The sequence below is a fragment of the Xanthomonas sp. NCPPB 2933 genome (assembly GCF_056725225.1).
Genome location: NZ_CM161518.1, coordinates 4,460,797 through 4,487,380, shown reverse-complemented (window position 1 = coordinate 4,487,380; position 26,584 = coordinate 4,460,797). Strand labels below are relative to the sequence as shown.

Below are 26,584 nucleotides of genomic sequence, written 5' to 3'. Positions count from 1 at the left end.
CCCACAAACCGCACATGGCTCAGTCGATGCCTGCCGGGTTCTGTCTCTGTTGGGTGTTCCAGCTACGCCATCCATACACCGCCAGCAGCACGAAACCGGCGTAGAGCAGGGCAGTGGGGTATAGCGCTTTGCTGACGAACACGCCTATGTAAATGCAATCGAGCACGATCCACAGCACCCAGTTGGCGATGCGTTTGCGCGCGGCCCACACGCTGGCCACCAGGCTGAAGCTGGCAAGCGCCGCATCCAGCCACGGCAGCACAGCATCGGTGCGGTGATGCATGTAGGCGCCGAGCGCTGCGGCAAACAGTGCGCCGATGCCTAGCGACACCCACAGTTCCGCGTGCGGCATCGGTAACGGACGGATGCGTGTGTCTGCGGCGGTTCCGCGCTGCCAGTGCCACCAGCCGTACAGCTGGGTCAGCACGTAGACGCCTTGCAGCAGCATGTCCGAGTACAGCTTCCACTGATAGAACAGCCAGGCGTACAGCGCCACCGCCACGATGCCGACCGGCCAGCACCAGCGGATGCGCCGCGCGGTCAGCCAGACGCCCAGCAGGTTGATCACGACGGCGATGGATTCGAGCAGTGACATGCAAAGCCTGATGGAAAGTGGATCAGTGGCGGCAAGGGAGGAAGATGCGAATGCGACAGTGCGTGCAGACGGTGGAGGTCGTTCACTGCGCGAATTGCAGCTGCAGTGCACACCAGGGTCAGATCGCAGCTGCCCGCATGTCGCCAGAGAAAGACCCAAACCAACAACGCCGATGCTGTTCTCTTCCCGCGCCCACGGAGCAAGCTGCCCGCAGGGCGGATGGGGGAGCACGCTTTTTTAAAAATCCACCTGCACCGTCAATCGCGCAGTGCGCGGCGCGCCGGGAAACAGATACGCATCGCCCTGGTATTCACCGCTATCGCGCCAGTAGCGCTTGTCGAACACGTTGTCCACGTTCAAGCGCCAGGTCGTTGCCAAGCCGCCCAGTGCAGTGGCGTAGCGTGCGCCCAGATTGGCCACCGTGTAGGCCGGCACGCTGGCATTACCGAGGCGATCGGCGAACTTGCGCCCGCTGTATTGCACGCCTGCCAGCAGCGCCAAACCATCGACACCGGGCACGCTGTAGTCGGCCTGCACGCTGGCGCGCAGCTTGGGCACATTGATCGCCTGATGGCCTTCGTACTCGGCAATGTCGGTGTCTTCTGCACGTGAGCGGATCGCCGCAACGCTGGCGAAGATGCGGAGTTGTTCGGTGGCCGCGCCATCGGCCGACAGCTCCAGGCCGCGATTGTGCAGGCGGCCTTGTTGCACGTAGAGCAGGCCACCGTCGGCCTGCGGTTGGGTGAACTGGTAGGCCTGGCGGATGTCGAACAGTGCCGCGCCAAGACGCAGGCCATCGAGCTCGATCTTCGCGCCGGTTTCCAGCTGATACGCGTTGGTGGGCGGCAGGATTTCATCGGCATTGTCGGCAAACCATGGTGCGGCGCCGCCGGCTGCCAGGCTCTTGGCGTAGCTGGCATACAACGCCACCTGCTGCTGCGGCTTGAACAGCAGCGCCGCCTGCGGCAGCACTGCGTCCTTGCGCGTGCGTCGTTCCAGTAGCCCGTCGCGATCGAACGCGCGCTCGTCCAGCCGCACATAACGCGCGCCCAGCGACAGCTCCCATTGCGAACCGAAGCCAATCCGGTCGGCCAACACCAGGGCACGTTGACGGCTATCCAGGCGGCGTTGCTTCGGGTCCAGTGCCACGTCGGTTTGTGCAAACACCTCCGGGTCGCGCTCGATACTGCCGCTGCCGACAAATTCGTTGACCGAGCCGAAACGCTCGATGGTGCGGCGTAACCAATCGCCACCGATGCTCAGACGGTGATCCAGCATGCCGGTGACCAAATGGCCTTCCAATGTGGCGCGCACCTGATCGTGCACGCGGGTGTCGTCGGGGCTGCGGTAGTCGTAAACGTCGTACTCGCCCTGCGCGCTGAAGAAGTTGGGCGTGACGATGTCGGCGCAGCTGGCCGCGCCATAACAGCCCCAGGCAAAGGCCGAGAAATCGTTGATCACCGAGCGGCTGCGCGACGCCTCGGCAGTCGCGCGCCAGTTGTCGTTGAGTTGGTAGGCGTAACGCAGCTGCGCATTGAGCGAGTCCATCTCCACCGGCCGCGCCCACGGCTGGTAGCCGAGCAGGCGACGCACATCGATGTCGCGCGGCACCTGCGTGCCACCGAGTAGCTGATAGCCCGGCACCGAGCGCTGCTGCCGATGCTGGTACTCCACGTCCAGTTGCAGCAGCGATTGCGGGCTGATCTTCCAGTCGCCGGCCAGCGAGAGGAAATTGCGGTAGCCATCGGCATGGTCGACATAACTGTTGATGTCTTCGCGCGCGGCATTGACGCGCACACCCAGCGTGCGCTCGGCGTCGAACCAGTCGCCCAGATCGGCCGCGACATAGCGCGAGCCCTGCTCGTCGGTGCCCAGGGTCACGCTGCGCACATGCTCGGGCCGCTTGGTGCGGTAGTCGATCAACCCGGCCGGTTCGTTGACTCCAGATTGGAGGCCGGCCAGGCCTTTGAGCAGTTGCACCTGCTGCTTGTTTTCCAGCGCAATGGATTGCTCGCCCACCGCGCTCAGGCCATTGATGCGGTAACTGTTGGCGGCGTTGAGCGAATAGCCACGCACCACGAAGTTTTCGTAGTAGCCGATCGGCGCATACGCATCGCCTGCGGAGGCATCGGCGCGCAAGACCTCGCTGAGCACGCGTGCCTGACGATCGAGCAATTGCTGGCGATCGAACACCGCGATCGAGGCCGGTGCATCCAGCAGGCGCGTGGCACCGAATCCGGTCAATGCAGTGTTTGCATCAGCACGCTCGCCACGCACGTTGATTGCGTCCAGTTCGACCGCTGCGTCGTCGGGTTGCTGCTGCGCCAACGCCGGTGTTGCGATACACAGCGCCAGTGCAAGCGCGAGCGGGCAGCGAGAGAGCAGGGTGGTGGGGGACACAGGCATGCGCAAGACTCGAAAAGAAGAAAGAAAAACGCTCATGGCAAACGGCGCGCACGTGCGTGCAGGTGTTCGATCAGACGCTGGCCATCGGCACTGGCAAACCAGTCCGCGTGGCCAAGCAGATAACGGTGATAGGCGATGTCGGCGTTGCCGGCCGAGCGGGTGATGCCGGCGAAGTATTCGATCTCGCTCAAGGCGAAATCGGCATGCACGATCGGCAGCAAGGCGGCGAGCAGGCGCAGTTGCGCAGCGTCCAGTGGACAGTGCTGTGCGTACCCGTCCAGCAGTGCGTCGAGTTGGTCCAGCTGCGGTTGCGCGCGCTGCCCGTTGTCCAGATTCAGCCACGGAATCAGATTGCGTTCGATCGCGGTGGCCAGATCAAATAACGCAAAACTGCGATCGCACAGGCCGAAGTCGAATACCGCGCTGACCTCGGTGTCCCCGTCCTGCGTGCGCCACAACAGGTTGGAGGCATGCCAGTCGCCATGCGTCCACAGCGGCGGCATCGCCCCCGGTGCCGACAACAACGGCCATGCCTGTGCGTGCCAGGGCAGCAGATGTGCGGCCAGATCGCTGCGCCACGGACGCTGTTGAAAATCGGCGGCCAGGCCAGGACGCGACAACAGTGCCTGTTCCAGCGCCTGGATCGGGTCTGCCTGCGCAAACACGCTGAAGTTGGCGACCAGTACGCTGGTGTCGCGCGGCGGCGCGTCGAATCCCTGTGCTGCCAGATGCAGGCGTGCCAAGGCGGCACCGGCTGCGAACGCATGCTGGTCGCTGTGAAACGCGGTCCACGACAACGCATCGCGGTACAGATCGTCCCCGGCGCCGACGCGTTGCACTTCGTAGACCCAATCGCCTTGCGTCAATGCGGTGCGGCCCTGGGCATCGTGCAGCACCTCGACCACCGGCGCGCCGGCCCAGCGCAGATGCGCCATGAAGACGTGTTCCTCGCGCAGCGCAGCGACCGTGCGCACGCGGCAGTGGTGACGTTTGACGATCAGCGTGCCGGTTGCGGTGTCCACGCATGCAGCGGCGGAAAAGGGGCGTGCGCTATGCCAGCGGATCACCTCGCCACCGGCGTGGCCGGACACGCGCTGCAACACGCGATGGATCTCGTCGGCGGTCAGCATCGGCCAGTCTGGCAGCGCCAATTCCAGGCTCATGCCATGCACCTGATGCTCGGTGCTCATGGGCACACGCTCGGCAAGAGAGCGCTGACAGGAAGCGTCAGTGGTATAGACCAAAAGAGCGGGGCCGATGCACCAGACCCGGCGCGCACGCCAGCAACGACACAGACGGCGCTGCCAGGCCGTCGTTGCATCGCGCGCGCCATCAGGCGGTCGCGACGCATGGATTGATAAGGCAGCGCAACACCGAAAGGTCGCTGGCCGTCATCTCATGGATCAGGTGTAGGGGGTGCGCCGCAGGCGGCGCTACCGAAAACCGCCTGGCGGCTTTCGGGCGCGCAGTATGCCTGCTCAAGCAGGCGGCCGTCATGCCGGCCTTGCAGGAGCGGCGGCAGCGACGACGGCGATGGAGATGGCAATGGCGCTGCGCGGCCTTGGCACGGGATAATTGCCGGATGACACCTGTCCAGATCGCCGCCGTTGTCGTTACCTATCAGAGCAGCAGCACCATCGATGCCTGCCTGTCGCGGTTGCGCGCGGCCGAGGGCATCAGCGAAATCCGGGTGGTCGACAACGCGTCCAGCGACGACACCCTGGAGGTCGTGCAGCGGCATGCGCTGGCCGATGCGCGGGTGCATTTCATCGCCAATCCCGACAACCCCGGCTTTGCGACCGCCTGCAATCAAGGCGCCCGCGACTCGCAAGCGCCCTGGCTGGTCTTCATCAACCCGGACCTGATGGTCGAACCCGACACCCTGGTGCAGCTGCGCGCACGCGCGGTCGGGCACCCGGCGGTGCTGTTGGGCGTGGAACAGGTGGACGAACAGGGGCAGCCGGATGCCGCAGTGCGCCGCCGCGATCCGGACTTTGCCGCGATGCTGCGCGCGCCGCGTGCCGCCGCCCAGTTGGCGGTGCCAGCCGACCCGGCGCTGGCGCTGCAGCCTGTGGACGCCATTTCCGGGGCCTTGATGCTGATGCAACGCAGCCTGTTCGACCGACTCGACGGCTGGGATGGTGACTACCGCCTGCACGCCGAAGATCTGGACCTGTGCCGGCGCGCGCGCCAGGCCGGTGCGCTGGTCGCGGTGGCCAACGATCTGCAGGTGGTGCACGTGCGCGGCGTCTCCAGCCGGGCGCGGCCGTTCTTCGTCGAATGGCATAAGCACCGCGGGTTGTGGCGCTATTTCCGCAAGTTCGAGGCCGGTCAACGCGGGCTTGCGACCCGGCTCGGCGTCTGGCTTGCCATTTGGACCCACGCCGCCGTGCAGGTACCGCGTTTGTTGCAAAAGAGATGAGTTCGCCAGTGTTAAATTTGTGATAAATCAGTGATGGCGGCAGGCCGAAACTGTGATACGTTTCGCCTAGAAGTGTGATCAATCCCTAGCTTCCTGTCCCTTCCGGGTCCCCCATCAGGAATCGTACAAATGTCTTTACAGAACGACCCGCGCTTGCGGGTACGTCAGTCGTGCCTCGCCTTGCCGCACTCCGGCTCGGCTGCTTTACAGCCGCGCCTCACTCGCAACCTCCGCCGTTTGCCGCTGGCATCTGCCTCGGCGCTTGCGCTGGGCTGTGCGCTGGCCGCGTTGCCAGGCACGGCGTTGGCCGGTGCCTGGACCCAGCCGCAGGGCGACACGCTGGTGATCGTCAAGGCGCTGCATAGCGATGGCCGTGGCTGGTTCGACGATAGCCATCACCGCACCACCTTCGGTGACGGCCAACAATTCGATGGAAACGGGCGTAGCCGCCAGGACCAGCTGAATGTCTACGTCGAGCATGGTCTGACCGACAAGCTCAGCTTTATCGGCAATTTCTATTTCACCGACGTCGGTTTCAGCAATTACGACACTGTCAACGGTCGGCAGCAAACCAGCACCACCGGTCTTGCCGATCAGGAAATCGGCCTGCGCTACGCGCTGCCGAGCGCGCAGGACGATGTCTGGCGCAGTTCGGTGCAGGCGTTGGTCAGCATCCCGGCCTATGGCCGCAGCAAGACCTACCATCCCACTCCGGTTCCCGGCGCAAACTCCGATCCTGCGCTCGGCCTTGGCGACTATGGCCTGGAGCTGCGTTACAGCCGTGGGCGTGGTTACACGCTGGGCGGGCGTAACGGTTACGTCGATCTGGGCGGCGCAGTGCGCCTGCGCGGTAGCGCTGCCTCCGACGAAGTGCGGGTGGACGCGTCCACCGGTCTGAGCCTGACCCCGAGCTGGTTGTTGCTCGGCGAAGTCAATGTGATCCAGGGTCTGGGCAACGGGCGTAACAACGCCAATGTTGTTACCGATCTGGCCACGGGTAATGGCTACGTCGCCACCGGCACCAACTACGACCTCACCAAGCTGCAGCTGTCCACGCTGTACACCGCGCCCGGCGGCAGCCAGTGGCAGGTGGGGTACCAGCAGCCGGTGATGGGCCGCAACACCGCTGCTGCAGGCGGGCCATTCGTGGCCGCCTGGTGGCGGTTCTAAGGACACATGACAATGACGGTCACCTGCGAAATGGAAGCGCTGGGACGGGCACCGGACATCGGCCGCGAACGCGGTCTGTTGGGTCGCGCGCTGGTCACGGCAGGCGTCATCACTGACGAACAGCTGCGCTCGGCGCTGGCCTTGCAGCAACGCTGGAACTCGCGTCTGGGCGATGTGATCCTGGCCCAGCGCGGCGTGCCGGCGCAGCGGTTCTACGCCATCGTCGCCGCGCACTTCGGTCTTGAGTTCATCGACTTGGTGCAGCAGCCGCCGGATCCGGACCTGCTCACCCCCGGCGATCTGGAAAGCTATGCGCAGCGTCTGCTGTTGCCGTGGCGGCGCGAAGACGGCGTGCTGGTGCTGGCGGTGGCCGATCCCGACCCGGCGCTGTTTGCCTGGGCGCGCGCGCACTACGGCGAAGAGGTGCGGTTTGTCGGTACTGCCAAGTTCGACATCATCTGGAGCCTGCAGCGCTACGCCGACGAGCAGCTCACCGACAACGCACTGAACCTGCTCGCCGCGCATGCGCCGACCTATTCGGCACGCCAGGTGGTGACGCGCGGACAGAAGTTCACGCTATGGGCGATCGCTGCGGTGCTGGTCACAGCGCTCGTGCTGTTCCCGGTGCCGGCGTTGATCACGGTCAACGTGCTGGTGGCGCTCGGGTTCCTTGCGACGTTCGGACTGAAGCTGCTGCTGGTGTGGTTCGGCTCGCGCCACCGCATCGACATCAAGGTCACCGAGGACGAAGTGGCCGCGCTGCGCGACGACGACCTGCCGGTCTATACCGTGCTGGTGCCGATGTACAAGGAGCCGGAAGTCCTGCCGATTCTGGCCAACGCGCTGCGCAAGCTGGATTATCCGATCAGCAAGCTCGACGTGAAGCTGGTACTGGAAGCAGACGACTTCGACACCATCGATGCGGCCAAGAAACTCGGCCTGGAAGCGTTCTTCGAAATCATCCGGGTGCCGCCGTCGCAGCCCAAGACCAAACCCAAGGCCTGCAACTACGCGCTGCATTTTGCGCGTGGCGAGCTGCTCACCATCTACGACGCCGAAGACAAGCCCGAGCCGGATCAGCTCAAGCGTGTGGTGGCGGCATTCCGCAAGGCCGAAAAGGATGTGGTGTGCATCCAGGCGCGCCTGAACTACTACAACGCCGACGAGAACTGGCTGACGCGGATGTTCACGCTGGAGTACACGCTCTGGTTCGACTTCTACCTGCCGGCGCTGGAATACCTGCGCATCCCGATTCCGCTGGGCGGCACCTCCAATCACTTCCGTCTGGATGTGTTGCGCCAGGTGCGCGCATGGGATCCGTACAACGTCACCGAAGACGCCGATCTGGGCGTGCGGCTGATCCAGAACGGGTATCGCGTCAACGTGGTGAACTCCACCACGTTCGAAGAAGCCAACGTCAGCATTCCCAACTGGATCCGGCAGCGTTCGCGCTGGCTCAAGGGTTATATGCAGACCTGGCTGGTGCACATGCGCGACCCGGTGCATCTGTATCGCAGCACCGGGTTCAAGGGCTTCTGGGGCTTTCAGTTCTTCATCGGCGGCGGCTTCTTTACCGCGCTGGGCGTGCCGGTGTTGTGGGCCTTGTATCTGGTCTGGGCGGTCACCGGAACAAACGCGTTCGAGCGCTTCTTCCCGCCGTGGCTGGCCACCATCTCGCTGGTCAATCTGTTATTGGCCAACGCGTTTTTCATCTACATCACGCTGGTGGCTGCGTTCAAGCGCGACTACTTCAAGCTGGCGCCTTACGCGCTGACGGTGCCGTTCTATTGGGCGTTGCAGTCGATCGCCGCTTACAAGGGTCTCTGGCAGCTGATCCACAATCCGTTCTATTGGGAGAAGACCACTCATGGCCTCAGCAAGCATTCGGAAAACGAGCGTCGCGCCGCACTCGACGAGTGAATCGGTCACACCGCGTCGCGACAGCGGGCTACCAGCGTTTCTGGTCGCCGTGGTGGCGTTGTCGCTGCTGAGCCAGCCGTTGTTGGTGCAGTCGGTGGGCACGGCCGCACCGGCGATGGCGCCGGGTGCAGGCTTGCCGGCGACCGGGCTGTTGTCGTGGGCGATCGATCTTGGGCTGCACAGCTGGAACCTGCCGTTCCAGGTGTGGCCGTTCGTGGCGGTGGCTGCCAATGCGCTGTTCCTGTCGCTGCTGTGGCGCGATCTGGCCGGCGTGTTCGGACGCGGCTGGGCCAGCGGATTGACTCTGCTGGTGGGCTGCAATCCGATGTTCCTGCTGCCGATCGCCGCAGGTGGTAGCCAGGCGGTGGGCCTGCTCGCGTTCTATGGCTTGTGCCGCACCCTGCGGCGCTTGCAGACGCCGGTTGAGGCCTTCACTTACCTGCGTATCGCCGGTTGGTTGTGCATCCTACTGTGCCTGGATCTGCAGACCCTGGCGCTGTCGACGATGGTGGCGCCGTGGCTGCTGCTGGTGATGCCGCCGCAGATGCTGCGCAAGGCGCCGGGCTCGTTCTATCTGGTGTGCTATTTGCCGTTCGCGTTTCTGGTGGGCATGTGGGCCTACGTCAATCTGACCGTGTTCAATGCGCCGTGGCCGACGCTGTCCAGCATCGCGCAGGGTGCGCATCCACTGCCGTTGCCCTTGGCGGAGCATGCAGAAGGCTGGTTGCCGGCCGTGCGTTGGGGCGTGGCGGCGGCGGTGTGCTTCCCGATCCTGGCGTTGCTGGCACGCAGCCGTAGTGGCGCGCTCACGCGCGGCGTGGTGGCCAGTGCCGGCACGGTGGTCTGTGCGGCGGCGTTGTCGTTCGCCTTCGGCTGGGCCGGCTTCGATGCCTTGTTGCTGCTGTGGGTGCCGGCGGCGTTGTTGTTGCGCGCGCTGCGCGCCGATCAGCGCAGCCAGGCGGCTGGCTTGTTGTTGCTTGGCCTGGTCGGTGCGGCGTGGGTGCAGCCGCAGGGCTGGGGTAGCTGGCTGCGTGCAGCGCCTGCCGATGCGCAGTCGCTGTTGCAGGGCGAGGCGCTGGTGATGGCCGCGCCGGTGTCGCTACCGGCGAGTCGCACAGTGGCGCCTGCAGCAGCGAATGCCGCTGTGGTGCAGCCGGCAGATGCCGCCATGGCTAAGGTTGATGCCACTGCGGCAACGCGTGTTGCTGCCGATGGCGCGTCGTCCGGCGCTGCGACGGACACGGTCGTGCAGCCGGGCAAGCGCACGGCAACTCTGGGTGCAACGGAGTGCGCGCATCCTACGACACCGTTGACCAGCGAGGCCTCTGCCGCATGTTCAAACGCGTTCTAAGTAGCGTGTTGTTGGCCGGCGTGTGCATGCTGGCAACCGGATGCAACGCGGACGCATCGACGTGGATGGGCGCCAACGTCAAGGTGTCGGCGAATGCGCCGTGGGAGAGCGCGTCTGCGGCGCAGTCGCTGGACGCGCTGGCCAAGACCGGTGCCAGCAAGGCGCTGCTGGTGGCGTTTGTGTGGCAGGCCAATCCGCAGTCCAACGACCCGGTACTCGGCAGCGACAGCAGTGTGGAAGCCATGCGCGCCGCATTGCGCCAAAGCCACCGCGCCGGGTTGCAAACCACGCTCAAGGTGCATGTGTGGATTCCGGGCCATTGGGCGGGCGATACAGAGCCTACCGATCAGGCGGCCTGGTTTGCCGCGTATCAGAACGCGCTGTTGCCGCTGGCCAGACTGGCCGAAGACGAACACGCCGAAGCGCTGGTGATCGGCACCGAATTGCGCAAGCTGCAGGACGCGCCGCAATGGCCCGGCCTGGTGGCGGAAGTCCGCAAGGTCTATCGCGGCAAAGTGTTGTACGTGGCCGACGGCATGGAGCATGCCGAGAGCTTCCGCTACTGGGCGTTGTTCGATGCGGTGGGCACCAGCCTGTATCCGCGTCTGTCCGACGCGGCCGCCACGCGCACGGCAGAGATGAACGCCGCTGCGCAGCGCCTGCAGCAGCTGGGACAACGCGTGGGCAAACCGGTGTGGGTGGCCGAGTTGGGCCTGCGCTCTGCACGCGGCAGCCTGGCCGCGCCCTGGGAAAGCCCCGAACAACGTGCCGCCGCGGTCGATACGCGGCTGCAACTGCAGGTGTTGCAGCAGTGGCGCAAGGTGCTGCAGGCGCATGGCGTGGAAGGCATCGCGCTGTGGTGCTGGTACACCGATCCCAAGGCCGGCGGGCCGGGCGATAGCGACTTCACCGTGCAGGGCAAGCCGGCGCAGCAGGTGCTGGCGCGCTGAGCGCCATTGCCTAGGTATCGCCGATGTAGTTCGCCCAGCGCACTGCCGCTGCGCTGCCCTTGCAGCGCGGCGGCGCCCAGGGCATCGGATTGGCTTGCACGCAGCGCGATCGCCGCTACGGGCATAATCCGGCGGCATGATCATCCACTCGCTGCTCGACACCGACCTGTATAAATTCACCATGATGCAGGCGGTGCTGCATCAACACCCGGCCGCGCAGGTCGACTACCGCTTCAAGTGCCGCACGCCCGGTGTGGATCTGGCGCAGTTCATCGAGGAGATCTCGCGCGAGATCGATGCGTTGTGCCGGTTGCGGCTACGCGAGGACGAAGTGGCGTACCTGCGCAGCCTGCGCTTCATCAAGCCGGATTTTGCCGACTTCCTGGCGCTGTTTCATCTGGATCGCAAGTATCTGCAGCTGTCGGCCTCGACCACCCATCCGGGCGAGATCGAGCTGACCATCCGTGGCCCGTGGTTGCACACCATCCTGTTCGAAGTGCCGTTGCTGGCGATCATCAACGAGGTGTGGTTCCGCAACACCTCCGAGCCGGATTTCGAGCAAGGCCGCAGCCGCCTGCGCGAGAAGGTGAGCAGCCTGCGCAGCATGCCGGCCGGCTGCAAGATCGCCGACTACGGTACCCGTCGCCGCTATTCGCAGCAGTGGCACGGCGAGTTGCTGCCGTTGCTGCGCGACGGCCTGGGCGAACAGTTCGTCGGCACCAGCAACGTCTATTTCGCCAAGCACTACGGCCTGACCCCGCTGGGCACGATGGCGCACGAGTATCTGCAGGCCTTCCAGGCGCTGGGGCCGCGGCTGCGCGATTCGCAGGTGGCGGCGCTGGAATCGTGGGCGCGCGAGTACCGCGGCGATCTGGGTATCGCGTTGTCCGATGTGGTCGGGCTGGACGCGTTTCTGCGCGATTTCGACCTGTATTTCTGCAAGTTGTTCGACGGCATGCGCCATGATTCGGGCGACCCGTTCGACTGGGGCGAGCGGGTCATCGCGCACTTCCAGGCGCACCGCATCGACCCCGCGACCAAAGTGCTGGTGTTCAGCGATGGCCTCAACATCGACAAGGTGATGCGGCTGTACGCGCACTTCCACACCCGCTGCCGGCTGGCGTTCGGCGTGGGCACCAGCCTCACCAACGACCTGGGGCCGACGCCGCTGCAGATCGTGATCAAGATGGTCCGCTGCAATGGCCAGCCGGTGGCAAAGCTCAGCGATTCGCCCGGCAAGAGCATGTGCGACGACCCCGGCTACCTGCGCTATCTGCGCGATGTGTTCGGGCTGCCGCCGGTACCGGAATCAGCGTGATGCAGATAAACGAACGGCGCCTTTCGGCGCCGCTCGCATCACATGCAGTGACTCTTGCTGTTTACGGACGCACCTTGGTGGCGCAGACGAACACCGACGCCTGTTGCACGCGGCTGATGGCGCCCTGGTTCTGCAATTCGCGCGCGTGCTCGTCCATGCAGGTCAGGTAACCGAGACGGTTGCCCGCGTTCTGCGTCTTGCACAGGCTGCTTTCGGCCGAGATGTTCGCGCCGGGAATCAATCCGCCGGTCTCCAGCGTCGGCACCAGCGTGTTGCAGCTGCCGAGCTTGGCCAGCCCTCGGTTCAAGGTCCACCCGATATCGGCAAACATCGCCGGGGTCAGGTCGATGTTCAAATGCGCCTGCACTTCCGGCGTATCGAACGGTTCCATCAACGCGTTCGGCTGCAGGTCGGTATCGAAGTGCGAGAACGTCGAACCACCGGCCACCACGCTGGGGGCGTACAAGCGTGTACGGCCTTCGCTGTCGGTGCCCTGCAACAGCTCGGGATCTTCGTACAACGCCGCGACCACTGCGGTGCTGCTCTTCAGACGCGCACCATCGGCCTGCGACACCATGATCGCCGGGATGGTGATGTCGGTGATCGGCGGCGCGGCATTGCCCATGGTCTGCACGCCCGCTGCGTTGTTGGCGACGATCACGCCCACCGCGCCGTTGAGCTGGGCATTCTTGACCTTGATCGCGAACGCGCAGGTGCCACGGTCGATCAGTGCCACCTTGCCGGCCACAGCGGCCGCATTGGCGAACGGCGTCTCGCAGCCATCGCCGGCCGACGGTGCCGCCACGCCATCGTTGACCGTCACCACCGACTTGGCCGGGAAATTGGCCGCACTGGCCAGCGGCCCGAAGCTGGCAAAGCCCACTTCGTACTTGCCGGCTGCGCTGGCCGGTGCGGTCACCCGCAGCAAGGTGCGCGGATCCAGGATCAACGCCGCCTCGCGGTTGACGCGCGTGCCGGCCCACACCGTACGACCCGGTGTGCGCATCGCTTCTGCACGCAATGCGTTGGTCATGGTGGGGTCGTCGAACCGCTTGTTCTGCACGTTGTCGTAGGCTTGCGCGGTGTAGACGTCGGTCAGGCCGGTGCCCGAGCCGAGCACACCGGTGGTCTTGTTGAGGAAGCCCGCCGCTCCCAGGCCGTGGCCGATCTCATGCATCACCACGTTGAGGAAGTTGATCTGGCCTTCGGGCGTCTTGCCGTCCAGACCCAGGTACCAGCCCGAGCCGGCCAGGCAATCTTCCTTGCCCAGGTCGCCGTTGAATTGCGAAAACACGTCGGCCGGATCGTTCGGATCGGGCACCAGATCCTGCCCGGCGATCGCATCGCCCAACGCGGACGGATACAGCGTATTGGGCTTGGAACCGGGGAAATCGTTGACGATCCAATTCGGGCCGGCCTGACCCAGCGTGCCGCCGGTGGCGGTACAGGTCAGCCGCGCGAACGAGGCATACACCTTGATCTCGACGTTGCTCTGCAGCACCGCACCCCACAGGTCCATGGCGTACTGGTAGGCGATGCGGCGCTGTTCGCCCACCGAGCGCCCGGGATTGCCACCCAATGGCGCTGCGGTGGTGGGATCGTTCAAGCCGACGCTGGTGCCGGCATCGCCATTGATCAGCGTGACGTTGGCGGCGCTTGCGTGCAGCGGCGCGATGGCGGCGGCCACGGCCAGAGACAACAGCAACAAGGGCTTATTCATGCGGCAGCGCTCCGTGCTCGGCGTGGGCGGGTTGGGTGTCGGCGTCGTTGCTGTGTTCGATGACGATGCGGCCATCGGCCTGACGGGTCGCGGCCAGCGAACTCATCTGCGTGGCCGGCAATTTGCGCGCCACGGTGCCGTTGGGCAGGCGTCGCTCGGTTGCGCGCGCGGCGGCTTCGGTCTGCGGAACCGTGGTGCGGGCAGCACTGCTGCGGGCCGACGACGCAGCCTGCTGATCCAGCGCCGCGCTCTCGGCGTCGGTCAGCGGGCGCAGCTTGCCGGTGGCGAGGTCGATACCGACCTTGGAACTGCTGGTTGCGGCCTCCTGCGCGACGGCCAGGGCCGGCAGGCAGACAACACACAACACGCCGGACAGCATCCATCCGGGCTTGCGAAAGCTCATCATCGTTGGGGTTTCCTTGAGTCCAACAGGGGAAAAGGGATGCCGTGCAGACACCGGCATTCGGGGGATCCTTCCGTTTCAGTCTGTTCATGACTGAATCATGAATCCGTGACTTGTGTCAATCTTTTGACATGCAAGCCACTGAATGCGAAGCGGTGACCTGAAACAGTCAGTCAGTCGCTTGCCATGGGATATTTTTTGGATAACTCAGCAGCGGCCGGGCCCGGATTGGTCGGATTTTTGACGCGAACCGAGTGCTGGGCGGCTGGTGTGCGGCTGATGAACAGCAAGCCGGCTTTGGTCCGTGCAACGCCTCGCATCGACAACGCTGTCTCCTTCACTCCGGCAGCAGGCCAAGGCTCCGACAGCTGATTCCTTCTCCCATCGGGAGAAGGTGCCCCGAAGGGGCGGATGAGGGTACGAGCGAAGCCCGTCTCTGCCGGAGAAGGAAACCGAGCCGGGCAGCCAACTGAGATCAAAACGCGAAGTGCCAACGCAGCGGTATCCGATGTCCCAGCTGCGAATCCGCCAATCCCCAATCCCCAATCCCCAATCCCCAATCCCGAACCTCACCTACGCCTACCGAACAGGTCCTAAAATCCCGTCACGTTTTTCGGGAGCAGCTAGATGATTCGCGAGATTATCCGCATGGGCGACAAACGCCTGCTGCGCGTGGCGCCACCGGTCACCAACCTGGGCAGCGCCGAGCTGCACACCTTGGTGGCCGATATGTTCGAGACCATGGACGATGCGCGCGGTGTGGGTCTGGCCGCACCGCAGATCGCGGTGGATCTGCAATTGATGGTGTTCGGTTTCGAGGCCAGCGAGCGTTACCCCGAAGCGCCGACGGTGCCGCGCACCGCATTGGCGAATGCGCAGATCGAACCGCTGTCGGAGGAGATGGAAAACGGCTGGGAAGGCTGCCTGTCCATTCCCGGATTGCGCGCGGTGATTCCACGCTATCGCTTCATTCGCTATCGCGGCTTTGCGCCGGATGGCAGCCCGATCGAACGCGAGGCCGAAGGTTTCCACGCGCGCGTGGTGCAGCACGAATACGATCACCTGGTCGGCCGCCTGTATCCCTCGCGCATCGAAAACTTCGACACCTTTGGCTTCGAAGACGTGCTGTCTTACGAGCTGTGACGCAGCGACCAACGTGCGCTTCATCCTCGACGACGCGGTTCGTCGACGCGATACGCAACTGCACTCCGCACGTAAAAAGGGCGCCTTTCGGCGCCCTTAGTCTTACGAGTGGCTGACAAAACGTAGCGAGCAGTCGCCTGGCGGCGAGCGCAGCAGTTTTGTTGGCCGCTCTTGCTTACTTCAGCGCCTTGAAGCGCAGACGCTTGGGACCGGCGTCGTCGCCCATGCGGCGCTTCTTGTCTTCTTCGTACTCGCGGTAGTTGCCCTGGAAGAACTCCACATGCGAGTCGCCTTCGAAGGCGATGATGTGCGTGGCGATGCGATCCAGGAACCAGCGATCATGCGAAATCACGAAGGTGTTGCCGGGGAATTCCAGCAACGCATCTTCCAGCGCACGCAGGGTTTCGATGTCCAGGTCGTTGGACGGTTCGTCGAGCAGCAGCACGTTGCCGCCCTGCAACAGCGTCTTGGCCATGTGCAGACGACCGCGTTCACCACCGGACAACGAGCCGACCATCTTCTGCTGGTCCTGGCCCTTGAAGTTGAAGCGGCCGATGTAGGCGCGCGACTGGATCTCCACGCCGTTGATGTTGAGGATGTCCAGGCCGCCAGCGATTTCCTGGAACACGTTGTGGTTGCCTTCCAGCTTGTCGCGGCTCTGGTCCACGTAGGCCAGCTTCACGGTCGGCCCGAGCACGATCTCGCCCGAATCCGGGGTCTCCATGCCGGTGATCATCTTGAACAGGGTCGACTTACCGGCACCATTGGGGCCGATGATGCCGACGATCGCGCCACCGGGCACCAGGAAGCTCAGATTGTCGATCAGCAGGCGGTCGCCGAACTTCTTGGTGACGTTCTTGAACTCGAGCACCGCATTGCCCAGGCGCTCGCCCGGCGGAATGAAGATCTCGTTGGTCTCGTTGCGGCGCTGGTAATCCACCGACTGCAGTTCTTCCAGCCGGGCCAGACGCGCCTTGCCCTTGGTGCGCCCGCCCTTGGCGTTTTGCCGCGACCATTCCAGTTCCTTCTGGATCGCCTTCTGGCGTGACTTTTCCTGGTTGTCTTCCTGCTTGAGGCGCTCGTCCTTCTGGGTCAGCCAGTCGGTGTAGTTGCCCTTCCACGGGATGCCGCGGCCGCGGTCCAGTTCCAGGATCCACTCGGCGGCGTTGTCCAGGAAATAGCGATCATGCGTCACCGCCACCACGGTGCCGGTGTAGCGCGCCAGGAACTGTTCCAGCCATTCGACCGATTCGGCGTCCAGATGGTTGGTCGGTTCGTCGAGCAGCAGCATGTCCGGCTTCTGCAGCAGCAGGCGGCACAACGCCACGCGGCGCTTTTCGCCACCGGACAGTGGGCCGATCAGCGCTTCCCACGGCGGCAGACGCAGCGCGTCGGCGGCCACTTCCAACTGCTGTTCGACCATGTGCGCATCGCCGGCAGCCAGGATGGCTTCCAGGCGCTGCTGCTCGGCGGCCAGCTTGTCGAAGTCGGCGCCTTCTTCGGCGTAGGCTTCATAGATCTTGTCCAGCGCGGCCTGGGCCTGCAGCACTTCGCCGACGCCTTCTTCCACCGCCTGACGCACGGTGTGCTCGGGGTTGAGTTCGGGCTCCTGCGCCAGATAACCGACCTTGATGCCGGCCTGCGGGCGCGCTTCGCCGCTGAAATCGGTGTCCACGCCGGCCATGATCTTCAGCACGGTCGATTTACCCGAGCCGTTCAGGCCGAGCAGGCCGATCTTGGCGCCCGGGAAGAACGACAGCGAGATGTCCTTGATGATCTGGCGCTTCGGCGGCACCGTCTTGCTGACGCCGTTCATGGTGTAAATGTATTGCGACATGGGGACTCCGTGGACGCAGGCAGCCCGCCGGCCGAGGCCGGAGGCAGCGGAAAAGGGATTGCGCCGATTATACGGGCAAGTGCCTTGGCACGCGGGAGCAGGGTTGCGGCTAAACGGCAGCTTACTTGTCACCTGAATGGGCGTTTTCGTAACCGATTCCAGCAAGAAAGCGTTAAGGCGCCGGGCGCATTAATGCAGTTGCGACATCGCAAACAGGAGCTGTCATGAACCGCAAACGCATCGTTACCGTTGTGCTTTCCTCCATCCTGGCGCTTGGCTCCGTGGTACCGGCCGCATTCGCCGGAGACTGGGACCGCGACCACGATCGCCGCGGCCATGACCGCGACTGGCGTAATGATCGTCGCGACGACCATCGCAACGACCGTCGTGAGTGGCGGGACGACCGCCAGGCCGACCGCCGCGACTGGCGCCAGGATCGCCGCTACTACGGCAATGGCTACCGTGAGGGCTATCGCGACGCGCGTTACCGTGATCGCCACTACGACCGTGGCGGGTATGCCTACGTACCGGCGCCGGTCTACTACGGCCGTCCGGCCTATGTGCGTGGTCACCGCTATCAGGGTCCGATTTACGTGGTCAACGATTACGACCGCTACAACCTGCGCTACCCGCCGCGCGGCTATCGCTGGCAACGCGACAACACCGGCAACTTCCTGCTGGTGGCCATCGCAACCGGCGTGATCGCTGATCTGGTGCTCAACAACTAAGCGTTGGCGATCGGCGTGTTGGCGATCGGCTTGGTCCGGCCCGGCAAGCGGGCGGACCATCACACAAAGGCGCACTCCGGTGCGCCTTTGTCTTTTGAAGGCGCGGGCGCCATGGTGCGTGGGGCGTGCCAGCATCGCAATTGGTCACCTGTCCATGCGGGGGCTTACAATCTGCGCCCCTACTGGCAACAGCTGCCCCGGAGCTCTGCATGTTCTCGCGCGACGTCCGACTGGAAACCTACGACCCCGAACTGGCCAAGGCCATCGCCGACGAAGCCGGCCGCCAGGAGGATCACGTCGAGCTGATCGCCAGCGAAAACTATTGCAGCCCGCTGGTGATGGAAGCCCAGGGCAGCCAGCTGACCAACAAATACGCCGAAGGCTATCCGGGCAAGCGCTATTACGGTGGCTGCGAGTTCGTCGACATTGCCGAGCAGCTGGCGATCGAGCGTATCAAGCAGGTGTTTGGTGCCGACTACGCCAACGTGCAGCCGCACAGCGGCTCGCAGGCCAACCAGGCGGTGTATCTGGCGCTGCTGCAGCCCGGCGACACCATACTGGGCATGAGCCTTGCGCATGGCGGCCACCTGACCCACGGGGCAAAGGTTAATGTCTCCGGCAAGCTGTTCAACGCCGTGCAGTACGGCGTCAACGAGCAGGGCCTGATCGACTATGACGAAGTCCAGCGCCTGGCCACCGAACACAAGCCGAAGATGGTCGTGGCGGGTTTCTCGGCGTATTCGCAGAAGATCGATTGGGCGCGCTTCCGCGCCATCGCCGACAGTGTCGGTGCGTATCTGTTCGTGGACATGGCGCACGTGGCCGGCCTGGTCGCTGCCGGCGTGTATCCGAGCCCGATGGAGCATGCGCACGTGGTCACCTCGACCACCCACAAGACGCTGCGCGGCCCGCGCGGCGGCATCATCGTGGCCAAGGGCGCCAGCGAAGAACTGCAGAAGAAGCTGCAGTCGATCGTGTTCCCGGGCATCCAGGGCGGCCCGCTGATGCATGTCATCGCGGCCAAGGCGGTGGCGTTCAAGGAAGCGCTGGAACCTGCGTTCAAGACCTACCAGCAGCAGGTGGTGAAGAACGCCCAGGCCATGGCCAACACGCTGATCGCGCGCGGCTACAAGATTGTTTCCGGCGGCACCGAAAATCATCTGATGCTGGTCGACATGATCGGCCGCGACGTGTCGGGCAAGGACGCAGAAGCCGCGCTCGGCAAGGCCCACATCACCGTCAACAAGAACGCAGTGCCCAACGACCCGCGTTCGCCGTTTGTCACCTCGGGCCTGCGCCTGGGTACCCCGGCGATCACCACCCGCGGTTATCTGGAACAGGACAGCATTGATCTGGCCAACTGGATCGCCGACGTGCTCGACGCTCCCACCGACGAAGCGGTGCTGGCGAAGGTGCGCGACGCGGTGACCGCGCAGTGCAAGAAGTATCCGGTGTATGGCTGAGGTGCCGGGATTGGTGATTGGAGATTGGGGATGCGCGGCAAGCGCGTCCTTGCTCCTGCTGTTGCCAATCCCTAATCCCCACTTCCCACTCCCGGCGCCCTGATGCACTGCCCCTTTTGCCAGCACAACGACACCCGCGTGATCGATTCGCGCGTGTCCGAAGACGGCACGACGATTCGTCGCCGCCGCGAGTGCGAGGCGTGCGGTGAGCGTTTCAGCACGTTGGAGACGATCGAACTCAAGCTGCCCACCGTGGTCAAGAGCGACGGTGGGCGCGAGGCGTTCGATGCGCGCAAGTTGCGCACCAGTTTCGACCGCGCGCTGCAAAAGCGTCCGGTGTCCGAAGAACAGATCGAGGCGGCCGTGCGTGCGGTGGTGCATCAGCTGCGCATGTCCGGCGAGCGCGAAGTGGGCTCGCTGCGGGTGGGCGAATACGTGATGGTCGAGCTACGCAAGCTCGATCACGTGGGCTATGTGCGCTTTGCCTCGGTGTATCGCAGCTTCCAGGACGTGGCCGATTTCCGCGAGGAAATCGAAAAGCTCGAACGCGAGCTTCCGGTCGGCATCGAGCAGTTGCCGCTGCTGGAAGCGGCGTTGGAGCGTGCCGGCAAGCCCGGCAAGCGGTGAACGCATTACGCATCGCCTGTGTGGCCGACACGCCGGAGCATCTGCCGGCCATCGCGCAGGCGCATCTGCAGGCCTTCGGCAGTCTGTTGCCGGATTGGGATTTCGATGAGGCATTGCGCGAGTTGCGCAGCCACACCCGCGATGGCGTGATCCCGACGACGTGGGTGGCACTCGATCAGACGCAGTGGCTGGGCTCGGTGAGCCTGCTGGAGAACGACGACGCGCGTATCCGGCAGTGGTCGCCGTGGCTGGCATCGCTGTACGTGCAGCCGCAGGCGCGCGGGCAGGGCATCGGCGAAGCGCTGGTTGCGCATTGCGTGCAAGCCGCCGCGCAATTGGGCGTGAGTGCGTTGTACCTGTATTGCCAACCGGTGCTGGTGCCGTTTTATCAGCGGTTGGGCTGGCAGACGCATGCGGAATTACTGCTGGGGCCGATGCAGATCGTGGTGATGTGCATCGAACCGCAAACCGCACTGCAATGAGCGCAACGGCCGACGACCACCGCTGGATGGCGCAGGCACTGCGTTTGGCCGAGCGTGGTGCGTACACCACGCGCCCCAACCCGATGGTGGGCTGTGTGATCGTGCGCGATGGCGTGTGCGTGGGCGAAGGGTTTCATCAACGCGCTGGTGGCCCGCACGCGGAAGTGTTCGCGTTGCGCGCAGCCGGCGCGCTGGCGCGCGGTGCCACCGCCTATGTGACCTTGGAGCCGTGCGCGCATTACGGGCGCACGCCGCCGTGTGCATTGGCCCTGATAGAGGCCGGGGTGAGGCGTGTGGTCGCGGCGATGGCTGACCCGTTTCCGCAGGTCAACGGCGGCGGTTTTGCGTTGCTTCGCGAAGCCGGGATCGAGGTGCTGAGCGGTGTCATGCAATCACAGGCACGCGTGCTCAATCAGGGGTTTCTGTCGCGGGTGGAACGTGGCCGGCCGTGGCTGCGGGTCAAGCTCGGCGCCAGCCTGGATGGGCGAACCGCACTGGCCAGCGGCGAGTCCAAATGGATCACCGGCGCAGATGCGCGTGCGGATGTGCAGCGCTGGCGTGCACGTGCCGGCGCGATTCTCACTGGCGCAGGCACGGTGCTGGCGGACGATCCATCCATGACCGTGCGGCTGGGCGACGACACGCCTTTCGTGCCGCCGTTACGCGTGGTGCTCGATGCCGGTTTGCGCACGTTGGCGTGCGAGAACATTCGTCAAGGCAATGCGCCGACGCTCTATGTGCATGGCGATGATGTGCTGCCGCCATCGCTCGACGATGCACAGTTCGTTGCGATGCCGCTGCACGCGGGCCGCTTCGATCTGTCTGCCGTTTTGGCGTCGCTCGCCGAACGCGGGATCAACGAGGTGCATGTGGAAGCCGGCGCGATGCTCAGCGGTGCATTGCTGCACGCCGGCCTGGTCGACGAACTGCTGGTCTACATGGCGCCGGTTTTACTAGGCGATACCGCCAGACCGCTGCTCGCCGGACTCGGCATCGAAACGATGGCGCAGCGCCATCCCTTGCAACTGCTCGACGTGCGCCAGCTCGGTCAGGATCTACGATTGCGTTACGTGCCTCTTACCGCCGAGTGAGTGCTGCATAGCGCGCTCGATGTTTCGGGGCGGATCGGCTCGCAGGTGTCGCTTGATTGGCGTTGGCTTGCGGGTGCGACGTGCCTTGCATGAAGTACAAGCTCCTGGTTGCCGCAATGACTTCGGTTTGCCAGCGCGAAGTTTCTCGTTTCGTAAGGACGTTGCGCGGATCAGTTGTAGAGCGTTGATCTGCGATCTCGCTGCAGGGCCCTTGCCCGCCCACCATCGCGGGACACGCCGCAAGTACGTCCATGTAGGCTCTTACGCGGCATCCATGCCGCGTAAGGTCCCGCGACGGTGAGCGGGCAAGGACCAGTCGAGATGATCGGTGCGCATGGTGCAGCAATGCATCGCGTGCTTTTAGCTCACATGCAGTTATGCGATCAGCACTGGCAAGCCAAGGCAACTTGCGAGACGGGCAGCTTTTTAACCAGCTACCGACTAACTCTATGGTGCGGTGCCCTCGCCGATTGCGGGACCGTGTGGCGGCATGGATGCCGCCACCGAGCCTCCAGGGACGGATTCACGGCGTGTCCCGCGAGCGGCGAGGGCACCGCGCCCTCGACCGAGCAAGCGTTGATCTACTCGTTTACCGCCATCGATATAGCATTCAAAAGCATTGTTAGCCGCTCTAAAGCATCAACACCGCTGCTGCTCTCATACGCCTGACGATAAATTTCCGTACCCGTGATGCGCTCAATTGCATGCATAAAAAAGGCCCCGCATGCGGGGCCTTAAGTGCATCTGCGACGCGTCGATCAGAAGCTTGCGCGCACGCCGACCCGGTACTGGTTGGCGTCGTCGATGAACTGCGCTTCGGCAACCAGGCCCCAGGTCGGGGTGAAGTTGACTTGGCCACCCAGGGTGCCGACGAACTCGCCTTGGTCGACGTCGTTGCCGTCGATATAGCCAGCCTTGACCCAGGCTTCGGTACGCGGCGAGGGCTTGCCACGCAGGCCCAGGTTGGCGAAGCCCAGATTGGTGGAGTCGGAAGCATCGTCGATCGAGCGGCCGCGCAAGCGCAGATCGGATTCGACCTTGCTGCGCAGCACGCTGATGTCGGCGATGAACTCGACGCGCTCGGTCATTTCCTGGCGGTAGCCGATACCTACGGTGGCCTGCTCCAGGGTGCCTTCGATCTCGAAGCCGCCGCCGAGGTTGTAATCCTTGGTGGCACGCTGATAGCCGGCGAGCACGTACACCGGCTCGGCAATCTTCCAGGAGCCGCGGATGTAGCCGCCATCGATGTCGTCCGAATCGTCGTTGACGTTGATCTCGGTACGGTTCCAGCCGCCTTCGACGTAGCTGTAGCTCAGGCCTTCAGCAGACGCGGCAAACGGTGCGGCGGCCAGCAGGGCAGCCAGAATCAGGGTGTGACGCATTGGGTGTTCTCTCCGAATTGATGTCCGTGTCTCCGCCCCGTTGCGAGGTGGAAAGAGCGACGTCTCCCGTCGCGGGGCGCAATTTAACAGATCCTTCACAATCCTGGCTATGGGGGATTCCCTGACATGACGCAGTGTCCTGCCGGCCTTAACCAACGCTCAGCCATCGCGCCAAGGTGCCCTGTTAGACTGCGCTGGCCGGTTCGCCGGTAATCACGAACGTCTTCAGGGCGGGGTGCGATTCCCCACCGGCGGTAGGCATGCGCAAGCGTGCGAGCCCGCGAGCGCTTGCGCAGCGGAGTTACGCGAATCCAAGCGAAACTCTTGAAGCGCAAGGTCAGCAGATCCGGTGCGATGCCGGGGCCGACGGTATAGTCCGGATGAAAGAAGACGGCCAACGCGCAGCCTTGCGGCTGTGCGCGCGCCTGTTTGCCTTGTGGCGTTTTTCGCTCAACTTTTGCGAGAAACGACTATGTCCATGCATCACCTGTCGCGCTGCGCCGCGACTTTCCACCGCACTGCGTTAGCTCCGTTGTCACTGCAAACGGAGGCGCGCTGATGTTTACCGGAATCATTGAAGGCGTCGGCCATCTGGCTGCGCGTCAGCCGCAAGGCGGCGATGTGCGTTTCACCTTCGCCACCGGCAGCCTGCCGTTCGAAGCGGTGCAATTGGGCGAGAGCATCGCGGTCAACGGCGTGTGCCTGACCGTGATTGCGTTCGATGCCGGCAGCTTCCAGGCCGATGCCTCCACCGAAACTCTGTCGCTGACCACGCTGGGCGCGTTGCCGGAAGGCGCGTTGCTCAATCTGGAACGCGCGATGCGCCCGACCGACCGCCTCGGCGGGCATCTGGTCAGCGGACATGTGGATGGTCTGGGTCAAGTACAGTCGGTGCATGGCGATGCGCGTGCGCAGCGCTGGCGTTTTGCCGCGCCGGCAGCCGTGTTGCGCTATGTCGCCAAGAAGGGCTCGATCTGCGTCGATGGCGTCAGCCTCACCGTCAATGAAGTGGACGAAGACGGCTTTGAGGTCGCGTTGATTCCGCACACCGTGGCCAATACCGCGTTTGCACAGACCGCAGTCGGTGCGGCGGTGAATCTGGAAATCGATCTGGTGGCGCGTTATGTCGAACGCCTGCTCGGCACGCGGGGTGCGGCATGAACTTCGCGCCCGTTCCGGAATTGATCGAAGAACTGCGCGCCGGACGCATGGTGGTCATCGTCGATGACGAGGACCGCGAGAACGAAGGCGATCTGATCATGGCCGCCGAGCTGGTCAAGCCCTCAGACATCAATTTCATGGTGACCCATGCGCGTGGGCTGGTGTGTCTGTCGCTGACCCGTGAGCGTTGCGCGCAGCTTGGTCTGGCGCCGATGGTGCGCAACAACACCGCGCAGTTCCAGACCAACTTCACCGTCAGTATCGAGGCTGCCGAGGGCGTGACCACCGGCATTTCCGCCTACGACCGTGCACACACGGTGCGCACCGCGGTGCGTCCGGATGCCAAGCCGCAGGATCTGAGCCAGCCGGGTCACATTTTTCCGCTGATCTCGCAGCCCGGCGGCGTGCTGACCCGTGCCGGCCATACCGAAGCGGCCAGCGATCTGCCGATGCTGGCCGGGCTGGAACCGGCCGGTGTGCTGGTGGAAGTGCTCAACCCGGACGGCAGCATGGCGCGCCGCCCGCAACTGGAAGTGTTCGCGCGCGAGCACGGGCTGAAGATGGGCTCGATCGCCGATCTGATCGCCTACCGGCTGGCCAACGAGCACACCGTCGAGCGTGTGGACGAACGCGAGATCACCACCGAGTTCGGGCCGTTCAAGCTGGTGACCTACCGCGACCGCATCGCGCACGATCTGCACTTTGCACTGGTGCGAGGCAACGCCGATCCGCATACCCCGACACTGGTGCGCGTGCAGGTGGAAAACCCGCTGGCCGATCTGCTGCACTGGCAGCGCGATGATTTCGGCGTGGCGGCCACCGATGCGCTGCGTGCGATCGCCGCCGAAGGGCAGGGCGTGATGGTGGTGCTGTCGGCGCCGCGCGACAGCGAATCGTTGTTGGCGCGGCTGCGCCAGCAGCCCGAGGCCGCCACCAATGCCAAGGACGTCAGCCAGTGGCGTCGCAATGGCGCCGGTGCGCAGATCCTGGCCGAGCTGGGCCTGGGCAAGCTGCGCGTGCTGGGCACGCCGCGACGTCAGGTGGGGTTGGCCGGTTTCGGGCTGGAGGTGGTGGAGTATCTGGAATGCCATGCCGGCGAAGGCGTGCGTTCGGTACCGGCGGCCGCGCTGCCCTGAGTGTGGCTGACGGCAGGCAGTGAGCTGCCGTCAGGTGGGTGCGCACGCTACGCAGGAACCGGGTTGTTCGAGCGCTTCCTGCTGTTTTCGAGCATCGACCGCGCCATCTGCCGGCTACGCCAGCCTTTGCTGCCCGCTTCCAACATCGCGTCTGGGGCACATGGCCGGGTCTGCTTCGGCGGGCCTGGCCTGCACGCGTCGGCCGGGCCAGGCCCCGGCAGCTGTTAAACTTCCCACCCCCTTGAGTTGCCGACCCGCATGACCCACTACGAAGGCGATCTCCGCCCCACCACCGCGCGCTTTGCGATCATCGCCAGCCGCTGGAATGCCCGCATCACCGACGCGCTGGTCACCGGCGCGCGCCAGAGCCTGGCCGGCAACGGCATCGGCGAGGACGCCATCGACGTGGTCCGCGTGCCGGGCGCCTGGGAAATTCCGATCGCTGCCAATCGTCTGGCGCAATCCGGCCAGCACGCGGCGATCATCGCGCTGGGCTGTGTGATCCGCGGCGACACCCGCCATTACGAACACGTGGCCGACCTGTGTGCCGAAGGCCTGATGAGCGTGCAGTTGCAGACCGGCGTGCCGGTGCTCAACGGCGTGCTCGCTGTCGAGCGCGTGGAAGATGCCGAGGCGCGTGCCGGCGGCAGCCATGGCAACAAGGGCGAAGAATGCGCACTTGCGGCGCTGGAATTGACCAATCTGATGGAGTTGTTGCCATGAGCAAGCCCGGTGGACACGCCCGCCACGTCCGTCGCGATGGCATCGACCCGGTGCTGCGTTCGCGCGCGCGCCGACGTGCCTTGCAGGCGGTGTATGCGTGGCAGATTTCCGGTGGGTTCGCCAAGCAGGTGATCTCCCAGTTCGCGCATGAGCAGGCGCACGAAGTGGCCGATCTGGCGTATTTCGAAAGCCTGGTCGAGGGCGTGCTGACCAACCGTGCCGAGCTGGACACCGCGCTGACCCCGTATCTGGATCGTGGCGTGGAAGAGGTCGACGCGATCGAGCGCGCGGTGCTGCGGCTGGCCGCCTACGAATTGCTGTATCGGCAGGACGTGCCGTACCGCGTGGTGATCAACGAAGCGATCGAAACCGCCAAGCGCTTCGGCTCCGAGCATGGCCACACTTACGTCAACGGCGTGCTGGATCGCGCGTCGGTGGAGTGGCGCAAGGTGGAGTCGGGCGCGAGCGGCGCCTGAGGCGCCGCGGGATTCGGCAGTTGGGATTCGGGATTGGCCGTCGGGCTAGTCCCACCAATGCACGCGGTTACGAATCTCCA

The 26,584-nt window shown here is 64.5% G+C and carries 23 protein-coding genes, 1 other RNA gene and 1 riboswitch; of the genes, 16 read left to right on the top strand and 8 right to left on the bottom strand.

Annotation, left to right across the window (positions count from 1 at the left end; genetic code table 11):
* Window positions 1-19: 19 nt before the first annotated feature.
* From pnuC to AC1PLU_RS18900, 3 genes are all read right to left on the bottom strand, one after another.
* Window positions 20-595, bottom strand: coding sequence for a nicotinamide riboside transporter PnuC (pnuC, locus tag AC1PLU_RS18910; RefSeq protein ID WP_481106973.1), 576 nt, complete (start codon window positions 593-595; stop codon window positions 20-22).
* A gap of 237 nt (window positions 596-832) precedes the next feature.
* On the bottom strand, window positions 833-3,001 hold the full coding sequence (locus AC1PLU_RS18905) for a TonB-dependent receptor (protein WP_481106972.1): 2,169 nt from the start codon (window positions 2,999-3,001) through the stop codon (window positions 833-835).
* A gap of 32 nt (window positions 3,002-3,033) precedes the next feature.
* Window positions 3,034-4,191 carry a phosphotransferase enzyme family protein gene (locus AC1PLU_RS18900; protein WP_481106971.1) on the bottom strand — a complete coding sequence of 386 codons (1,158 nt, stop codon included), beginning with the start codon at window positions 4,189-4,191 and terminating at the stop codon, window positions 3,034-3,036.
* 392 nt (window positions 4,192-4,583) lie between these two features.
* On the opposite strand from AC1PLU_RS18900, the gene AC1PLU_RS18895 reads away from it, so the two are divergent.
* The 6 genes from AC1PLU_RS18895 (at window position 4,584) to pncB (ending at window position 12,132) form a co-directional block, all read left to right on the top strand.
* A complete protein-coding gene (locus AC1PLU_RS18895) occupies window positions 4,584-5,423 on the top strand; it encodes a glycosyltransferase family 2 protein (RefSeq protein ID WP_481106970.1) in 840 nt (279 codons plus the stop codon).
* A 129-nt stretch (window positions 5,424-5,552) separates the two neighbouring features.
* Window positions 5,553-6,593, top strand: a complete 1,041-nt coding sequence (locus AC1PLU_RS18890) for a hypothetical protein (protein ID WP_481106969.1) — start codon at window positions 5,553-5,555, stop codon at window positions 6,591-6,593.
* Window positions 6,594-6,605: 12 nt separating this feature from the next.
* Window positions 6,606-8,513 (top strand): glycosyltransferase family 2 protein, encoded by a 1,908-nt coding sequence (locus tag AC1PLU_RS18885; protein ID WP_233381197.1) that lies wholly within the window; start codon window positions 6,606-6,608, stop codon window positions 8,511-8,513.
* Between the two features lie 49 nt (window positions 8,514-8,562).
* On the top strand, window positions 8,563-9,864 hold the full coding sequence (locus AC1PLU_RS18880; RefSeq protein WP_481108555.1) for a hypothetical protein: 1,302 nt from the start codon (window positions 8,563-8,565) through the stop codon (window positions 9,862-9,864).
* Complete coding sequence (locus tag AC1PLU_RS18875; protein ID WP_481106968.1) at window positions 9,846-10,814, top strand: glycoside hydrolase family 113; 969 nt, start codon at window positions 9,846-9,848, stop codon at window positions 10,812-10,814. The genes AC1PLU_RS18880 and AC1PLU_RS18875 overlap by 19 nt, the downstream gene beginning before the upstream one ends.
* A 136-nt stretch (window positions 10,815-10,950) precedes the next feature.
* Window positions 10,951-12,132 carry a nicotinate phosphoribosyltransferase gene (gene pncB, locus AC1PLU_RS18870; RefSeq protein ID WP_006452555.1) on the top strand — a complete coding sequence of 394 codons (1,182 nt, stop codon included), beginning with the start codon at window positions 10,951-10,953 and terminating at the stop codon, window positions 12,130-12,132.
* A gap of 61 nt (window positions 12,133-12,193) precedes the next feature.
* Here pncB and AC1PLU_RS18865 read toward each other — a convergent pair whose 3' ends face one another.
* Together AC1PLU_RS18865 and AC1PLU_RS18860 are read right to left on the bottom strand one after the other, a co-directional pair.
* Window positions 12,194-13,852, bottom strand: a complete 1,659-nt coding sequence (locus AC1PLU_RS18865; RefSeq protein ID WP_481106967.1) for a PA domain-containing protein — start codon at window positions 13,850-13,852, stop codon at window positions 12,194-12,196.
* Window positions 13,845-14,258, bottom strand: coding sequence for a post-PEP-CTERM-1 domain-containing protein (locus AC1PLU_RS18860; RefSeq protein WP_481106966.1), 414 nt, complete (start codon window positions 14,256-14,258; stop codon window positions 13,845-13,847). The genes AC1PLU_RS18865 and AC1PLU_RS18860 overlap by 8 nt, the downstream gene beginning before the upstream one ends.
* Before the next feature lie 624 nt (window positions 14,259-14,882).
* On the opposite strand from AC1PLU_RS18860, the gene def reads away from it, so the two are divergent.
* Window positions 14,883-15,398, top strand: a complete 516-nt coding sequence (gene def, locus AC1PLU_RS18855) for a peptide deformylase (RefSeq protein ID WP_180314169.1) — start codon at window positions 14,883-14,885, stop codon at window positions 15,396-15,398.
* A gap of 175 nt (window positions 15,399-15,573) precedes the next feature.
* Here def and ettA read toward each other — a convergent pair whose 3' ends face one another.
* The gene (gene ettA / locus AC1PLU_RS18850) at window positions 15,574-17,235 is read right to left on the bottom strand and encodes an energy-dependent translational throttle protein EttA (protein WP_006452559.1); all 1,662 of its coding nucleotides are present in this window, start codon (window positions 17,233-17,235) and stop codon (window positions 15,574-15,576) included.
* A gap of 224 nt (window positions 17,236-17,459) precedes the next feature.
* On the opposite strand from ettA, the gene AC1PLU_RS18845 reads away from it, so the two are divergent.
* From AC1PLU_RS18845 to ribD, 5 genes are all read left to right on the top strand, one after another.
* The gene (locus AC1PLU_RS18845; RefSeq protein WP_168957105.1) at window positions 17,460-17,963 is read left to right on the top strand and encodes an RcnB family protein; all 504 of its coding nucleotides are present in this window, start codon (window positions 17,460-17,462) and stop codon (window positions 17,961-17,963) included.
* 209 nt (window positions 17,964-18,172) lie between these two features.
* Window positions 18,173-19,426 (top strand): serine hydroxymethyltransferase, encoded by a 1,254-nt coding sequence (glyA, locus tag AC1PLU_RS18840; protein ID WP_205392435.1) that lies wholly within the window; start codon window positions 18,173-18,175, stop codon window positions 19,424-19,426.
* Between the two features lie 102 nt (window positions 19,427-19,528).
* Window positions 19,529-20,053, top strand: coding sequence for a transcriptional regulator NrdR (nrdR, locus tag AC1PLU_RS18835; protein ID WP_006453216.1), 525 nt, complete (start codon window positions 19,529-19,531; stop codon window positions 20,051-20,053).
* A complete protein-coding gene (locus AC1PLU_RS18830) occupies window positions 20,050-20,535 on the top strand; it encodes a GNAT family N-acetyltransferase (protein WP_481093538.1) in 486 nt (161 codons plus the stop codon). The genes nrdR and AC1PLU_RS18830 overlap by 4 nt, the downstream gene beginning before the upstream one ends.
* A complete protein-coding gene (gene ribD, locus AC1PLU_RS18825) occupies window positions 20,532-21,626 on the top strand; it encodes a bifunctional diaminohydroxyphosphoribosylaminopyrimidine deaminase/5-amino-6-(5-phosphoribosylamino)uracil reductase RibD (RefSeq protein ID WP_481106965.1) in 1,095 nt (364 codons plus the stop codon). Before AC1PLU_RS18830 ends, ribD begins: the two co-directional genes overlap by 4 nt.
* 758 nt (window positions 21,627-22,384) lie before the next feature.
* Here ribD and AC1PLU_RS18820 read toward each other — a convergent pair.
* Window positions 22,385-23,008 (bottom strand): hypothetical protein, encoded by a 624-nt coding sequence (locus AC1PLU_RS18820; protein ID WP_481106964.1) that lies wholly within the window; start codon window positions 23,006-23,008, stop codon window positions 22,385-22,387.
* Between the two features lie 217 nt (window positions 23,009-23,225).
* Window positions 23,226-23,404: riboswitch (FMN riboswitch) on the top strand.
* Window positions 23,405-23,566: 162 nt separating this feature from the next.
* Here AC1PLU_RS18820 and AC1PLU_RS18815 point away from each other — a divergent pair.
* A complete protein-coding gene (locus AC1PLU_RS18815) occupies window positions 23,567-24,169 on the top strand; it encodes a riboflavin synthase (protein ID WP_023902701.1) in 603 nt (200 codons plus the stop codon).
* Complete coding sequence (ribB, locus tag AC1PLU_RS18810; protein WP_006452211.1) at window positions 24,166-25,305, top strand: 3,4-dihydroxy-2-butanone-4-phosphate synthase; 1,140 nt, start codon at window positions 24,166-24,168, stop codon at window positions 25,303-25,305. The genes AC1PLU_RS18815 and ribB overlap by 4 nt, the downstream gene beginning before the upstream one ends.
* Window positions 25,306-25,309: 4 nt before the next feature.
* Here the strand turns inward: ribB and AC1PLU_RS18805 are convergent.
* Window positions 25,310-25,400, bottom strand: a non-coding RNA gene (locus AC1PLU_RS18805) — sX9 sRNA.
* A gap of 163 nt (window positions 25,401-25,563) precedes the next feature.
* On the opposite strand from AC1PLU_RS18805, the gene ribH reads away from it, so the two are divergent.
* Together ribH and nusB are read left to right on the top strand one after the other, a co-directional pair.
* Window positions 25,564-26,028, top strand: a complete 465-nt coding sequence (ribH, locus tag AC1PLU_RS18800; RefSeq protein WP_006452210.1) for a 6,7-dimethyl-8-ribityllumazine synthase — start codon at window positions 25,564-25,566, stop codon at window positions 26,026-26,028.
* Window positions 26,025-26,504, top strand: a complete 480-nt coding sequence (gene nusB / locus AC1PLU_RS18795) for a transcription antitermination factor NusB (RefSeq protein ID WP_023902704.1) — start codon at window positions 26,025-26,027, stop codon at window positions 26,502-26,504. Before ribH ends, nusB begins: the two co-directional genes overlap by 4 nt.
* The last annotated feature ends 80 nt before the right edge of the window (window positions 26,505-26,584 follow it).

Coding starts and splice junctions, on each gene's coding strand:
- pnuC (WP_481106973.1), bottom strand. CDS start 595: ATGTCACTGCTCGAATCCATCGCCGTCGTGATCAACCTGCTGGGCGTC.
- AC1PLU_RS18905 (WP_481106972.1), bottom strand. CDS start 3,001: ATGCCTGTGTCCCCCACCACCCTGCTCTCTCGCTGCCCGCTCGCGCTT.
- AC1PLU_RS18900 (WP_481106971.1), bottom strand. CDS start 4,191: ATGAGCACCGAGCATCAGGTGCATGGCATGAGCCTGGAATTGGCGCTG.
- AC1PLU_RS18895 (WP_481106970.1), top strand. CDS start 4,584: ATGACACCTGTCCAGATCGCCGCCGTTGTCGTTACCTATCAGAGCAGC.
- AC1PLU_RS18890 (WP_481106969.1), top strand. CDS start 5,553: ATGTCTTTACAGAACGACCCGCGCTTGCGGGTACGTCAGTCGTGCCTC.
- AC1PLU_RS18885 (WP_233381197.1), top strand. CDS start 6,606: ATGACGGTCACCTGCGAAATGGAAGCGCTGGGACGGGCACCGGACATC.
- AC1PLU_RS18875 (WP_481106968.1), top strand. CDS start 9,846: ATGTTCAAACGCGTTCTAAGTAGCGTGTTGTTGGCCGGCGTGTGCATG.
- pncB (WP_006452555.1), top strand. CDS start 10,951: ATGATCATCCACTCGCTGCTCGACACCGACCTGTATAAATTCACCATG.
- AC1PLU_RS18865 (WP_481106967.1), bottom strand. CDS start 13,852: ATGAATAAGCCCTTGTTGCTGTTGTCTCTGGCCGTGGCCGCCGCCATC.
- AC1PLU_RS18860 (WP_481106966.1), bottom strand. CDS start 14,258: ATGATGAGCTTTCGCAAGCCCGGATGGATGCTGTCCGGCGTGTTGTGT.
- def (WP_180314169.1), top strand. CDS start 14,883: ATGATTCGCGAGATTATCCGCATGGGCGACAAACGCCTGCTGCGCGTG.
- ettA (WP_006452559.1), bottom strand. CDS start 17,235: ATGTCGCAATACATTTACACCATGAACGGCGTCAGCAAGACGGTGCCG.
- AC1PLU_RS18845 (WP_168957105.1), top strand. CDS start 17,460: ATGAACCGCAAACGCATCGTTACCGTTGTGCTTTCCTCCATCCTGGCG.
- glyA (WP_205392435.1), top strand. CDS start 18,173: ATGTTCTCGCGCGACGTCCGACTGGAAACCTACGACCCCGAACTGGCC.
- nrdR (WP_006453216.1), top strand. CDS start 19,529: ATGCACTGCCCCTTTTGCCAGCACAACGACACCCGCGTGATCGATTCG.
- ribD (WP_481106965.1), top strand. CDS start 20,532: ATGAGCGCAACGGCCGACGACCACCGCTGGATGGCGCAGGCACTGCGT.
- AC1PLU_RS18820 (WP_481106964.1), bottom strand. CDS start 23,008: ATGCGTCACACCCTGATTCTGGCTGCCCTGCTGGCCGCCGCACCGTTT.
- AC1PLU_RS18815 (WP_023902701.1), top strand. CDS start 23,567: ATGTTTACCGGAATCATTGAAGGCGTCGGCCATCTGGCTGCGCGTCAG.
- ribB (WP_006452211.1), top strand. CDS start 24,166: ATGAACTTCGCGCCCGTTCCGGAATTGATCGAAGAACTGCGCGCCGGA.
- ribH (WP_006452210.1), top strand. CDS start 25,564: ATGACCCACTACGAAGGCGATCTCCGCCCCACCACCGCGCGCTTTGCG.
- nusB (WP_023902704.1), top strand. CDS start 26,025: ATGAGCAAGCCCGGTGGACACGCCCGCCACGTCCGTCGCGATGGCATC.